Origin of the sequence: Mycobacterium sp. SP-6446, from assembly GCF_001954045.1 — a bacterium.
Taxonomy (GTDB): Bacteria; Actinomycetota; Actinomycetes; order Mycobacteriales; family Mycobacteriaceae; genus Mycobacterium.
The window spans coordinates 13738-25781 of sequence record NZ_MBEM01000267.1 but is presented as its reverse complement, the minus strand read 5'-3'; the positions used below and the strand labels follow the sequence as shown (position 1 = coordinate 25781).

At 67.1% G+C, this 12044-nt stretch carries 12 protein-coding genes; 6 read left to right on the top strand and 6 right to left on the bottom strand.

Going from position 1 to position 12044, the window contains the following annotated elements; genetic code table 11:
- Positions 1 to 22: 22 nt before the first annotated feature.
- On the bottom strand, positions 23 to 1558 hold the full coding sequence (locus tag A5736_RS24690) for an MFS transporter (RefSeq protein ID WP_076249115.1): 1536 nt from the start codon (positions 1556 to 1558) through the stop codon (positions 23 to 25).
- 79 nt (positions 1559 to 1637) lie between these two features.
- On the opposite strand from A5736_RS24690, the gene A5736_RS24685 reads away from it, so the two are divergent.
- Positions 1638 to 2279 carry a helix-turn-helix domain-containing protein gene (locus A5736_RS24685; RefSeq protein ID WP_076126445.1) on the top strand — a complete coding sequence of 214 codons (642 nt, stop codon included), beginning with the start codon at positions 1638 to 1640 and terminating at the stop codon, positions 2277 to 2279.
- Between the two features lie 8 nt (positions 2280 to 2287).
- Here A5736_RS24685 and A5736_RS24680 read toward each other — a convergent pair whose 3' ends face one another.
- Complete coding sequence (locus tag A5736_RS24680; RefSeq protein ID WP_076249114.1) at positions 2288 to 2941, bottom strand: TetR/AcrR family transcriptional regulator; 654 nt, start codon at positions 2939 to 2941, stop codon at positions 2288 to 2290.
- 60 nt (positions 2942 to 3001) lie between these two features.
- Here A5736_RS24680 and A5736_RS24675 point away from each other — a divergent pair, with 60 nt between their 5' ends.
- Complete coding sequence (locus A5736_RS24675) at positions 3002 to 4207, top strand: acyl-CoA dehydrogenase family protein (RefSeq protein WP_076249113.1); 1206 nt, start codon at positions 3002 to 3004, stop codon at positions 4205 to 4207.
- Between the two features lie 13 nt (positions 4208 to 4220).
- Here A5736_RS24675 and A5736_RS24670 read toward each other — a convergent pair whose 3' ends face one another.
- From A5736_RS24670 to A5736_RS24660, 3 genes are read right to left on the bottom strand one after another with little or no spacing between them, the layout of a single operon-like run.
- A complete protein-coding gene (locus tag A5736_RS24670; protein WP_076249112.1) occupies positions 4221 to 4820 on the bottom strand; it encodes a TetR/AcrR family transcriptional regulator in 600 nt (199 codons plus the stop codon).
- Between the two features lie 12 nt (positions 4821 to 4832).
- Positions 4833 to 5669 carry an SDR family oxidoreductase gene (locus A5736_RS24665; protein WP_076249111.1) on the bottom strand — a complete coding sequence of 279 codons (837 nt, stop codon included), beginning with the start codon at positions 5667 to 5669 and terminating at the stop codon, positions 4833 to 4835.
- A 3-nt stretch (positions 5670 to 5672) separates the two neighbouring features.
- Complete coding sequence (locus A5736_RS24660; RefSeq protein ID WP_076249110.1) at positions 5673 to 6476, bottom strand: SDR family oxidoreductase; 804 nt, start codon at positions 6474 to 6476, stop codon at positions 5673 to 5675.
- A gap of 163 nt (positions 6477 to 6639) precedes the next feature.
- Here A5736_RS24660 and A5736_RS24655 point away from each other — a divergent pair, with 163 nt between their 5' ends.
- The 3 genes from A5736_RS24655 to A5736_RS24645 are packed head-to-tail and all read left to right on the top strand — an operon-like array spanning position 6640 to position 10249.
- A complete protein-coding gene (locus A5736_RS24655) occupies positions 6640 to 7068 on the top strand; it encodes an MmpS family transport accessory protein (protein ID WP_076249109.1) in 429 nt (142 codons plus the stop codon).
- Complete coding sequence (locus A5736_RS24650; RefSeq protein ID WP_076249108.1) at positions 7065 to 9893, top strand: RND family transporter; 2829 nt, start codon at positions 7065 to 7067, stop codon at positions 9891 to 9893. Before A5736_RS24655 ends, A5736_RS24650 begins: the two co-directional genes overlap by 4 nt.
- On the top strand, positions 9890 to 10249 hold the full coding sequence (locus tag A5736_RS24645) for an SRPBCC domain-containing protein (RefSeq protein ID WP_076249107.1): 360 nt from the start codon (positions 9890 to 9892) through the stop codon (positions 10247 to 10249). Before A5736_RS24650 ends, A5736_RS24645 begins: the two co-directional genes overlap by 4 nt.
- On the opposite strand, the gene A5736_RS24640 is transcribed toward A5736_RS24645, so the two are convergent.
- The gene (locus A5736_RS24640; RefSeq protein ID WP_076126467.1) at positions 10239 to 11354 is read right to left on the bottom strand and encodes a cytochrome P450; all 1116 of its coding nucleotides are present in this window, start codon (positions 11352 to 11354) and stop codon (positions 10239 to 10241) included. The genes A5736_RS24645 and A5736_RS24640 overlap by 11 nt on opposite strands.
- A 78-nt stretch (positions 11355 to 11432) precedes the next feature.
- Between A5736_RS24640 and A5736_RS24635 the strand changes: the two genes are divergently transcribed.
- Entirely contained in the window at positions 11433 to 12005 is a 573-nt protein-coding gene (locus A5736_RS24635; protein WP_254848449.1) for a TetR/AcrR family transcriptional regulator, read from the top strand.
- Positions 12006 to 12044 lie beyond the last annotated feature (39 nt).

Sequence of the window (12044 nt, the reverse complement as noted above, 5' to 3'; positions counted from 1 at the left end):
GCCTTTCTGTGTGGGAGCGGTTTTAGGCGTTGGCCAGTTCGGGTGACGGCGTCGCTTGCCGCTCGCGTGCCGGCAACAGCCAGGCCACGACGATCGCGGCGCCCAGCGCGATGCCCGCGCAGACGAGTGAGCTCACCTGGAGGCCGTCCAGGAATGCGTTGTCGACGGCGGCCCGGACATAGCCGGCCTGGTGCGCCGGTAGCTGTTCGATCACCCGGTGAGCGAACGCCATCGAGTGCCGCATCGCGTCGGCCGGCAGGCCGGTCAGCGCGGCGGACGAGAGATGTCCCGAGTACACCGACGCGAATATGCTGCCGGCGATGGCCACGCCGAGGGTGCCGCCCAGCTCGCGCGTGGTGTCGTTGACGGCCGAGCCGACGCCGGCCTTGTCGACGGCCAGCGATCCCATGATCGCCTCGGTGGCCGGGGCTGTGGTCAGGCCGAGCCCGCCGCCGAGCAGCACCATCTGTAGGGCGATCTCGGTGTAGGGCGTGGCGGCGTCCGCCGTGGACGCCCACGCGAGCCCGGCGGCGAACACGATGAGGCCGGCGGCGACGACGGTGGTGGTGCCGATTCGTTGGACCAGCCGGGGGCCCAGGATGCTCGCCAGCGCGATCAGGGCGGCAACCGGCAGCAATCGCACGCCACTCTGAAATGCCGTGTAGCCCTTGATGAATTGGAAGTACTGGGTGATCACGAAGATGAAGCCGAACAACGTCAGGAAGCCGGCGGTCACCGCGAGGCTGCCGCCGGAAAACCGGCGGTTGAAGAACACCGAGACGTCCAGCATCGGATGGGTGCTGCGCCGCTCCCACAGCGCGAACGCGGCGAGGACGGCCGCGGCGAGGGCAAACCCGGCCACGGTCCGGCCGTTGGTCCAGCCCCACGTCGGCGCCTCGATGACGGTGTAGACCAGCGCCGTGATACCGGCCGCGGACAGGATTAGGCCGGGCACGTCGACGCGCGGTGCCGCCGGGTCGCGTGAGGTGGGAACGAACAGGATGCCGCCGACGATGGCCAGCGCCGCGATGGGGATGTTCACCATGAAGATCGAGCCCCACCAGAAGTGTTCGAGCAGCCAGCCGCCGCTGATCGGCCCCACGGCCACCCCGACGCCCACCATGGCCGCCCACAGCCCGATGGCCTTGGCGCGCGGCACCGGGTCGGTGAAGATGTTGGTGATCAGGCCCAGTGTGGTCGGGAAGATCACGGCCGCGCCCACGCCCATGGCGGCGCGAGCCGCGATCAGTGCGTCGGCCGAATTCGCTTGTGCCGCAACGGCGGATGTCAGCGCGAACACCGCGAGCCCGGAGTTGAGCCAGGCCCGCCTTCCGTAACGGTCGGACAGGCTGCCGGCCGACAGCAGCAGGCCGGACATGACCAGGGTGTAGGCGTCGACGATCCACTGCAGCTGGGCGGTGTCGGCGCCGAGCTGACGCGACAGCGTGGGCAGCGCGACGTTGACGATGGTGGCGTCGACGCTGATGACGAAGACGCCGAGGCAGATGACGGCGAGCGCGGCAATCGGGTGGTTTCGGAATATCGGTTCGGTACGCATGGACAAGAGACTAAACTTGATAGACAAATAAATCAAGTAGGAACTTGAAAAAGACGTCCATCGCAGGTAGGGTAGTGTTATGCCCGCCCGCAGGAACTACAACCAGAACTGCCCGATCGCCCGCGGCCTCGACGTCCTCGGCGAGCGGTGGACGCTGCTGATCCTGCGCGAGCTGGTCGGCGGGCCCCGCCGCTACGGCGATCTGCGCGACGAGTTGCCCGGCATCGCGACCAACCTGCTGGCCGAGCGACTCAAGGAACTCCAGGACGCCGGGCTCGTCGACCGCGCCGACCTACCCGCCCCGATCGGCCGCACCGTGTACACGCTAAGCGACCTGGGCTGGCAGCGGGTGCTGCCGATCCTGCGGAGCATCGCGTGGTTCGGGCTGGACTGGCTGGACCCGATCGGGGATGGGCCGGCATCGCCGCTGAACGGGTTCCTGGCGGGCATCCTGCTGGGCTTCGACTCGGGTGCCGCGGCCGGCTTGGAGGCGACTTGCCGCATCGAGATCGACGGCCGCCGTTTCGAGTTCGCCGTCACCGAGGGTCGCCTCGCCGGGGCGCGCGGAGAGCCCGCGGTGACCATCACCGCCGGCGCGGCGGACCTTGTCAACGCCCGGCTCGGGTCAACCGACGCCAAGCGCAAGGCGGCGCTGCGCCGCATCGACTTCGCGGGCGACCCGGGCGCCGTCGACGCGGTGCGTCGGGCGTTTTCGTTGTAGGCCGCGGGTCAACGCCGGTTTTCGAGCAGTGCATCAATCAGCGCATCGGCGATGAACTTGCCGTAGCGGGCGGCCGACCAACCGCGTTCCAGTACGAGAAGCTCGTAAAGCTCGGGCGCGTGATACGTCCATAGGACGTCGCGGGCCTGTCTGGCGCTGACCCGTAGCTGTCCGGTGCCGGCGAGGTCGGAGGCGAACATTGTCATGGCCGTGAGGGTTTCGCTCCGGATCTGCTTCCAGACCGTCGCAGCGTCCTGGGACGACGCGGCGCCATCGCGTGCGAGTAGCTGCACCGGAGCGCTGCGCGGCATCGTGGAGGCCAGGTGCTTGGCGTAGATCTCGATCTTGGCGGCGGCCTCGGGCGCGTTGAGCACGTTCTGGATCACGTCTCGCTGGACCATGGGGATCGGTTCGTCGTCACCCGCGACGGACACGTCGAACAGTGCTTTCAGCACGCCCGCCTTGGTCGCGAACGCCTTGTACACGGTCTCGACCGACACGCCGGCGTCCTTTGCGATCTCTGCAATGGTCGTCGCCGCGTAACCCTGGGCCAGGAAGCGCTTTCGCGCGGCCGCAAGCACCGTGCCTCGGTTCTGGAGGGCGTGTTGGCGACGACGGGTCGAGTCGTAGCGGCGCGGGGGCTGGCTCTTGACAGATCCCATATTTCAGTACATGCTCCTGTATCTATTACAGATTACTGTATCAGACATAGGGAGCCAGCCATGACAACCGCGACACGCACCCCCGCCACCCTGTCGGACGGCGACCACTCCACGGCTGTAGCGCGTGCCCTGGCGCCCGAAATCACGCAGCGAGCCGACGAGGCCGAGGCCCTCGGGACATTGCCGATCGACCTGGTCGAGCGGCTGCGGACGGCCGGCATCTTCCGTGCCTTGCAACCGCGCTCGCTTGGCGGCTTTGAAGTGGCTCCCGTCGAGTTCATCCAGATGGTCGAGGAACTGGCGCGTGCCGACGGTTCGACGGGATGGATCGCGGCCATCGGTGCCGGCGCCCCGGCATTCTCGGCTTGGCTCGAGCCTGCCGTCGCGACAGAACTGTTCGGCTCGAATGCCGACTTTCTGGCGGCTACCGTGTTCGCCCCCACCGGGCGGGCTGTTCCCGATGGCGACGGTCGGTTCGCCGTCGAGGGCCGATGGCCGTTTGCCAGCGGTTGTCGCCACGCCGAATGGTTGCTGGCCGGGATGTTCGTGTTCGATGGCTTCGACGGCCAGGCGCCGCAAATGATTCCGGGCCAGGGCCCGGACTGGCGCCTCGCGTTCTTTCCGCGCGCCGACGCCGAAATCGTGGACAACTGGGACGTTTTGGGGCTGCGCGCCACGGGCAGCAATGACGTGGTCGCCCGAGGGCTGCACGTTGCCGAAGAACACACCATCCGCCCGTTCTTCGAGCCGGCCCGCCAGGACGGCCCGTTGTGGAGACTGGCGTTCTTCACACTGGTCGGAGTCGCCTTGGTCGGTGTCCCGCTCGGGATCGCGCGGCGCGCGCTCGACGAATTCACCGACCTCGCGACGACAAAGACCCGCGCCGGCACCTTCGAGCCGCTCGCCCAGGACCCTGTCGCGCAGGTCGAGTTCGCCGGTGCCGAAGCGGCTTGGCGGTCGGCGCGGGCCTTCGTTCTCGACGAGGCCGGCGCCCTGTGGGACACCGCGCTCGTGGGCGACGCACCGTCGCTACAGCAGCGCGCGCGTTTCCAGCTCGCCGCCCAGCAGGCGATGCGCGCGGCGCGCCACGCGGTCGACACGACGTTCGGCCTGACCGGTGCGGGGGCGGTGCACGCGACCCATCCGCTGCAGCGATGCTTCCGGGATTTGCACACCGTCGGTCAGCACGTGTACTTCAGCCCGTCCGCCCTGAAGCGGTATGCCAACACCCAATTCGGTATCACCCAACCCACCCACTTGATGTGACACCCACGCCCCGTCAGACTTCCAACGCGTTGATCCACTTCTCCAGCCGCCGGGCTTCGCGGGCCATGATTTCGGGCTGGGCCAACGCATTGGTCAGGAGTGCGCTGCCCTCGTAGGCGATGACAAGTTGGTGCGCCAGATCGCGGGCGTCGCGGCGACCCATGGCGCGGAATTGCCGCTCGGCCCAGTCCAGCAGGGTCTGCATGAGCGGAGCGGTCAGGGCGGGCGATCGGCCCGACTGGTTCGCGAGCTCGGTGCACAGGGTCCCTAACGGGCAGCCGTGGTCGGCGACCGTATCGCGGGAGTCGGCCAACATGCCCACGAGCGCCTTGAGCCGCGCCTTCGGGCTACCGTGCCGGCGTTGCACGGCCGCGGTGGCGGATCGGATTTCGTCGGTGCGCGCCTCGACGACCGCGGCCACGATGTCGTCCTTGCTCTTGAAGTAGTAGTACACGTTGCCCAGCGGCACTTCGGCGGCCTCGGCGATGTGCGCGAGTGTGGTGCCGGCGATGCCCTGGCGGTAGAACAGGTCGCACGCCGCGGCGATCAGTCGCTCTCGCTTGCCCGTGGGCACCGCCGAGGCGGCTTCGTCGGCGTCGGTTAAGTCAGCCATATCACTCACGGACTATAGACGGCACGCATCCATGCTCAGCGCCCACAACAGGTTCCGGTTCTCCTGCGTGTTGTAGGAGGTCTTGACGCTCTTTGCCTTAGCACGCGCGAAGTATTGGCCTGAGTGCTGCGCCCGCCGCGCGGACGAGGCAAGGTCCACCGAAGTCGCGGCGCCCTTGTCGGGGGAGATCGAAAACGGCAGCGCCGCATAGGACATCGCACGCAGGGCTCCGGGGGCATCCCGCATCATCGGTGTCCTGACGATCCCGGGATGCGCGGCGTTCGCCGTGATCCGCGTCGACGCCAGCCGGTGCGCCAACTCGATGGTGAACAACAGCACGAGCAGCTTGGAGGCCGCATACGCGCGGAGGGCCGAAAATCGTTGCTCGCCTTGCAGGTTGTCCGGTTCGAACTTGCCTACGCGGTACACGCTCGAGCTCAGGTTGACGATCCTGCCCTGCCGGCTCCTCTTCAGTTCGTCGAGCAGCAAGTGGGTGAGGTAGAACTGCGAGAGGTAGTTGACCTGAAAGGTCGTCTCGTAGCCGTCCTCGGTCAGGGTGCGCCGCGTCATGACGATCCCGGCGTTGTTGATCAGCACATCCAGCCGCGGGTAGCGGACCGCGAAGGTGTCGGCCAGCCGTTGCTGCTGGGCGAGGGACCTGAGGTCGGCGGCGAGGTAGTCGACGTCGTGATTACCGGTGGACGCGACGATTTCCCTTGTGACGCTTGCCGCCTTGGCTTCGTTGCGCGCGGCGAGCACGACGGCGTAACCCCTCGCGGCGAGGGCTGTCGCGGTGACCTTGCCGATGCCGTCGGTGGCCCCGGTGATCAGGCAGATCGGTTTGTCCATGAGCTACTGGGCGGCCGCGTCGAGCTGCGAGGGCCGCGCCAACATGCGCGACATCATCGAGCGGGTCAACGCCGCCGGCACCAGCGCGGCGCTGACCCGGTTGATGCGGCCCGGTATGCAGTTGGCGCGGTTGCGCTGTAGTGCGCGCAGCGCCTCGCGGGCGCAGTCGTCCGCCGCCATGGGCGGTATCGGCAGTTTGTCGGGGTCCAGGCCCAACTCGGCCAGCACCGGGGTGCGGGTGGGTCCCGGGTGCAGGACCGTCACGTGCACGCCGTGCTTGGCCAGCTCGCCGTGCAGGCCGGCGCCGAAGCTGGACACGTAGGCCTTGGTCGCCGCGGTATGCGCCATGTAGGGCACGCCGTGGATCGCGCCGAGCGCCGACACCAGAATGATGCCGCCGCGGCCGCGCCGCGCCAGCCGTTGACCGAAGTGGTGGCTCAGGCCCAGGTGCGCGGCGGTGTTCAGCCGCAGGACCGCGCGCTGCGCCTGCAGATCGGACGTCAGGAAGGCCCCAGGCAACGCCAGGCCGGCGTTCGACACCAGTAGGCCGACGTCAATGTCGTTGGTGGCCTCCGCGATTGGGGTCAGCATGCCCGGCTCGGACAGGTCGACGGCGAGGGCGCGATAGTCCACACCGTGGCGCTCCGCCAGCTCCGCGCCGACGTCCCGCAGCACGTCCAGGCGCCGCGCGACCAGCACCACGTTGATGCCCGCCACGGCGAGCTGGCTGGCGAACTCGCGCCCGATTCCCGATGATGCGCCCGTCACGACGGCCCAGGGGCCGAATTGGTGTGCGTTGATGCCCATGGCGATGGCCTTTCTTCCTGTCCGAGCAAGCTAGTTAGCCAACTTACTATCTCACTTGGACGCTGGCAAGGCGGAAATATGTTTGCAGGTTGCGTTGGATAGCGTTGCAGGTTTATGTTAGTTGCCTGACTGACTAACGTCGCGGCGCGAGAGGCTAAGCCAGATGAATGTCGTGAGGCGTGCATGGATGCCGCTGGCCATCGCGGTCTTGGTCGCGTTCGCGGGTTTCGCCGTCTACCGGCTGCACGGGATCTTCGGAGTTGATCCCACCACGTCGGCGGCGAACGCGCGCCCCGATGACATCAAGCCCTTCAATCCCAAGCGCGTGACCCTCGAGGTGTTCGGCCCAGCCGGGACCGTGGCCGACATCAACTACCTCGACGTCAACGCCGCACCGCAACGCGTCGACGGTGCCGGGCTGCCGTGGACTTACAGCGACTCCACCACCGCACCGGCGGTCAGCGTCAACGTCGTGGCGCAGGGCGGCGGTGAGGTCATCGGCTGCCGAATCACGGTGAACGGCAACATCAAGGATCAGCGAACCGTCGAAGGGGTCAACCCCCAAACCTTCTGCCTGGTGAAGTCCGCGTGATCGCGCGAACGGTCCGCCGGCTTGCGCTGCCCATCCTGCTGTTCTGGCTGGGTCTCGCCGCCGTCACGAATATCGTTGTGCCACAACTGGAAGCGGTCGGGGAAGCGCACGCGGTGTCGATGAGCCCCGACGACGCTCCCGCGATACAGGCGATGAAGCGCATCGGCCAGGTATTTCACGAGTTCGATTCGGACAGCGCCGTCATGATCGTCCTGGAAGGCCAAGCGCCGCTGGGCGACACGGCGCACCGGTTTTACGACGACCTGATCCGCAGGCTCGCACAGGACAAGAAGCACGTCGAGCACATCCAAAACTTCTGGGGCGATCCGCTCACCGCGGCCGGCTCGCAGAGTCCCGACGGCAGGGCCGCCTACGTGCAGGTCTTCCTCGCCGGGCGCCAGGGCGAGACACTGGCCAATGAGTCCGTCGACGCCGTGCGGCGCATCGTGTCGAGCGCACCGGCACCGGGCGGGGTCAAGGCATATGTCGCGGGCTCGGCGGCGGTCACCACCGACCAACTCGAATTCGGCAACAAAAGCGCCCGCAAGGTGATGGGTGTGACGGTCGGGGTCATCGTCCTGATGCTGCTGATCGTGTACCGATCGTTGGTCACCGTGTTGCTGACGCTGCTGATGGTCTTCATCGAATTGCCCGCCGTGCAGGGCGTGATCGCGTTTCTGGGAAGCCATGGAGTCATCGGGCTTTCGACCTTCGCGGTGCAAATCCTGCCGATACTGGCCATCGCGGCCGGCACCGACTACGCGATATTCGTAGTCGGCCGATATCAGGAGGCCCGCCAGGCGGGCGAGGACCGGGAAGCCGCCTACTACACCATGTTTCGCGGCAGCGCCCACGTGGTCCTGGGGTCGGGTCTGACCATCGCGGGCGCGATGTTCTGCCTGTCCTTCACGCGGCTGCCCTACTTCCAAACCCTGGGCGCGCCCTGTGCCATCGGCATGTTCACGATGGTCGCGGCCGCGCTCACATTGGGCCCGGCCATCCTGACCCTGGGCAGTCGATTCGGCCTGTTCGATCCCAAACGGAAAATCAAGACGCGAGGCTGGCGCCGGGTCGGAACCGCCGTCGTGCGCTGGCCCGCGCCGATACTCGCCGCGAGCTGCGCGAGCGCCCTGGTCGGGCTGCTGGCCCTGCCGTCGTTCACGACGAGCTACAACGACCGCAACTACCTGCCCGCGATCACGCCGTCCAACATCGGATACGCCGCCGCGGACCGGCACTTTTCGCCGGCGCGGCTCAACCCCGATCTACTTCTCGTCGAGACCGACCGCGACATGCGCAATCCCGCCGACATGCTCATCCTGGACCGGGTTGCCAAGGCCGTCTACGGGGCGGACGGCGTCGCCCGCGTTCAGGGCATCACCCGGCCGCTGGGCGCCCCCATCGAGCACACGTCCATTCCGTTCCAGATCAGCATGCAGGGGACCACGCTGACCGAGAACATGAAGTACATGCACGACCGGATGGCCGACATGCGCGCCGTCGCCGATCAGATGGCGGGCGTCATCGACACCATGCAACGGATGCTGGCCCTGATGCGCGGGCTCGCGGCCACCACCCACGACATCGCGGGCCAGACAAAACAGATCGTCGCGGACACCAACGACGTGCGCGATCGCATCGCCGACTTCGACGACTTCTTCAGGCCGCTGCGCGGCTACTTCTCCTGGGAGCGGCACTGCTTCGACATCCCCGTCTGTTGGGCACTGCGCTCGGCGTTCGATTCGCTAGACGGCGTCGACAAACTCACCGACGACCTGGCCGGCCTGGTGAAAGACACCGACAGCCTGGATGTCATGCTGCCGCAACTGATCTCGCTGCTACCGCCGATCATCGACGCCACCTCGACCATGCGCACGATGACGATGACGATGTACAGCTCGTTCTCCGGGCTGCTGGATCAGATGGACGCCGCCCAGCAGAACGCGAGCGCGATGGGGCAGGCCTTCGACGCGGCCAAGAACGACGATTCCTTCTACCTGCCGCCGGAGGCGTTCGACAACCCCGACTTCAAACGCGGCCTGGCGATGTTCCTCTCGCCCGATGGGAAGGCCGCCCGGTTCATCGTCACCCACAACGGCGATCCCGCGACGCCCGAGGGCATCTCGCACGTCGACGCGATCAAAAAGGCCGCGCAGCACGCCGTCAAGGGAACCCCCTTGGAGGACGCGAAGATTCAGCTGGGTGGCACGGCCGCGACGTACAAGGACATGAGCGATGCGGCGAAGTACGACCTGCTGATCGCCGGGATCGCCGCGGCCAGCCTGATTTTCGTCATCATGCTGATCATCACCCGCAGCGTGATCGCGGCCCTCGTCATCATCGGCACGGTGCTGCTGTCGCTGGGATCCTCGTTCGGACTGTCGGTGCTGGTCTGGCAAGACATTCTCGGGAGTCCGTTGCACTGGCTGGTCATCGCGATGGCGCTGATTGTCCTGCTGGCCGTGGGATCGGACTACAACCTGCTGCTGGTATCCCGTTTCAAAGAGGAAATCGGCGCGGGCATCAAGACCGGAATCATCCGCGCCATGGGCGGAACCGGAGCGGTGGTGACCTCCGCCGGGCTGGTGTTCGCGTTCACCATGGCGTCCTTTGTGTTCAGCGATCTGAGGATGATTGGCCAATTCGGCACGATCGTCGGAATGGGGCTGCTCTTCGACACACTCGTCGTGCGCTCCCTCATGACGCCGTCGATCGCGGCCCTGCTCGGACGCTGGTTCTGGTGGCCGCAACGGGTCGCCTCCAGACCCCGAGCCGCGAGGCCCACGGCCTCGACCCGGACCGTCGCCGAAAGCCTGCACGCATGACCTTCCGTCGCGCCGAACAACTCTCCAAGTCGATACGCCTCGCCGCACCGCCGGAGAAGGTGTGGAACCTGATCACCACCGTCGCCGGAATCGCCGAGTGGTACGACACCTGGGACGCCGTCGAACACGCCGCCGAGGACCAACGACTCCAGGTGGGCACGTCGTTTCGGCTGATTCGTCATCGCCGCGGCCGCGACGACACCGCGCTGTGCCGCGTCACGTCGCTGCGGGCGCCGAGGCGACTGAGCTGGGTTCAATACACCCCCCACCTGCCCACCATGTCGGTCGAGTTCCAGCTGTTGCCCGCCGACGGGGCCACCCTGCTGGAGCACACCAGGAGCTGGATCACCACGTGACCGGAAGTTCGACGAGCCCGCCGGCAAGCACGTCGCGACGCATGGGCAGTGTTGCGGGATCGACCGTGAGGTTCATCGACGGAAACCGTGGAATCAGTTGAGCGAAAACCGCTTTCAGCTCGATGCGGGCCAGCGGGGCTCCGATGCAATAGTGCCCGCCGTATCCGAACGCGAGATGGGCGGCTTCCTTTCGGGCGACATCAACGCGTTGCGGGTCGGCGAACGTCGCGGGGTCGTGGTTGGCCGCCCCGACGTCCAGCAGCACCAGGTCTCCGGCGTGGATGGCGACACCGTCGATGTCGAGGTCCGTGCGCGCGTAGCGGGGAATGCCGCCCACCCCGCCCCCGGTTGTCGCCGCGCGTAACAGTTCTTCGACGGCATTGGGAATCAGCGCGGGGTTATCAACAAGCGCCTGCCACTGATCGCGATTGGTCAGCAAATGCATTGTCCCCAAGCCGATCTGGACCACAGTGGTCTCGTGACCGGCGAACAGCAAGAGCATCGACATCGTGGCGGCGTCTTCGTCGGAGACGCCGTCGGTCGCACACAGCCGCGACATGACGTCGTCGCCCGGGTGGGCGCGCTTGCGCTCGACCAGGGTGCGGCCATAGTCGAACAGCGCGGCCAGCCCGCGCTCGGAGCGAGCGTGGTCGCGCACGTTGCCTGCGTCCTCCGCCCAGGCGCGGAACTGGTCTCTGTCGGAGTAGGGGACCCCGAGCAGCTCGCAGATCACCAGGATGGGCAGCGGCAGCGCCAATCGCGCGTGCAGATCGGCCGGGGGGCCCTGCTTTTCGAGTTCGTCCAGCAGCCCGGTGGTCAGTGCCTCGACTCTCGGTGCCAGCGAGCGCAGGTGCTTGGGCGAGAAATGGGGCTGTAGCAGTGCCCGCATCCTCGCGTGATCCGCCGCCTCGCTGTCGAAGTCGCCCAGCGGGCCACCGAACAAAGCCGATTCCCCCGTGCGCGCGGCCGTTTCGGGTTCGCGATGCGAACGGCCGAGGCGATCGTCGTCGAGCAGCCGTCGCACGTGGGTGTAGTCGCTGACCAGCCAGGCCATATCGCCGACCGGGGTCCGTACCCGATGTATGGGCAGTCCGATGGATGTCATCGCATGTCCCGAGGAAGTATAAGAATCCTTATACAACCGTACTTGTATACTTGGCTCTAGACAAGAGGAGGTTTTGGGGTGACGCTTGTCCAACCCGAGCCGACCCGGCGGATGCCTCGCGCCCAACGGCGCGAGCAGATCCTCGAGGCCGCCACCCGCGCCTTCGCCCGCGGCGGCTTCGCGAACACGGGACTCGACGCCATCGCGGCGGAGGCCGGCGTGACCCCGGTGATCCTGTACCGGCACTTCGCGTCGAAGGCCGACCTGTATCGCGAAGTTATAGAGAGTGGTCACCTGAGGCTGCGCGAGGCGACCGGCGGCGAAGACCTCGACGATGCCAGCATCCCCGCGTTCATCCGCGCAGCCGCGGCCGATCCGGACGCCTTCCGACTTCTCTACCGTTACGCCGCCCGCGAACCGGAGTTTCACGACATTATCGACACCCTCATCGAGAGCTCGGCCGACCTCACCCGCCGCCACCTCGCCGGCGTCGCCGATGATCGGTGGCGGAGCTGGGCGGCGCGGCTGCTACCCAGCATGACGATCGACGCCGTCATCGCCTGGCTCGACGCCGGCCAGCCCGACCCCGACGACGCCGCCATCCGAATCAGGAGCGTTGTCGACGCCGTGATCCAGGCCGCCGAGCGCTGACCCCGGGGGCGGTCGTCGGCGGCCACTAGACTTTCTGCC

What these genes read in the sequence shown, in the direction of transcription:
- A5736_RS24645 (WP_076249107.1), top strand. Translation starts at nt 9,890, where the DNA reads ATGACCTTCCGTCGCGCCGAACAACTCTCCAAGTCGATACGCCTCGCC.
- A5736_RS24640 (WP_076126467.1), bottom strand. Translation starts at nt 11,354, where the DNA reads ATGACATCCATCGGACTGCCCATACATCGGGTACGGACCCCGGTCGGC.
- A5736_RS24670 (WP_076249112.1), bottom strand. Translation starts at nt 4,820, where the DNA reads ATGGCTGACTTAACCGACGCCGACGAAGCCGCCTCGGCGGTGCCCACG.
- A5736_RS24675 (WP_076249113.1), top strand. Translation starts at nt 3,002, where the DNA reads ATGACAACCGCGACACGCACCCCCGCCACCCTGTCGGACGGCGACCAC.
- A5736_RS24685 (WP_076126445.1), top strand. Translation starts at nt 1,638, where the DNA reads ATGCCCGCCCGCAGGAACTACAACCAGAACTGCCCGATCGCCCGCGGC.
- A5736_RS24655 (WP_076249109.1), top strand. Translation starts at nt 6,640, where the DNA reads ATGAATGTCGTGAGGCGTGCATGGATGCCGCTGGCCATCGCGGTCTTG.
- A5736_RS24690 (WP_076249115.1), bottom strand. Translation starts at nt 1,558, where the DNA reads ATGCGTACCGAACCGATATTCCGAAACCACCCGATTGCCGCGCTCGCC.
- A5736_RS24680 (WP_076249114.1), bottom strand. Translation starts at nt 2,941, where the DNA reads ATGGGATCTGTCAAGAGCCAGCCCCCGCGCCGCTACGACTCGACCCGT.
- A5736_RS24665 (WP_076249111.1), bottom strand. Translation starts at nt 5,669, where the DNA reads ATGGACAAACCGATCTGCCTGATCACCGGGGCCACCGACGGCATCGGC.
- A5736_RS24660 (WP_076249110.1), bottom strand. Translation starts at nt 6,476, where the DNA reads ATGGGCATCAACGCACACCAATTCGGCCCCTGGGCCGTCGTGACGGGC.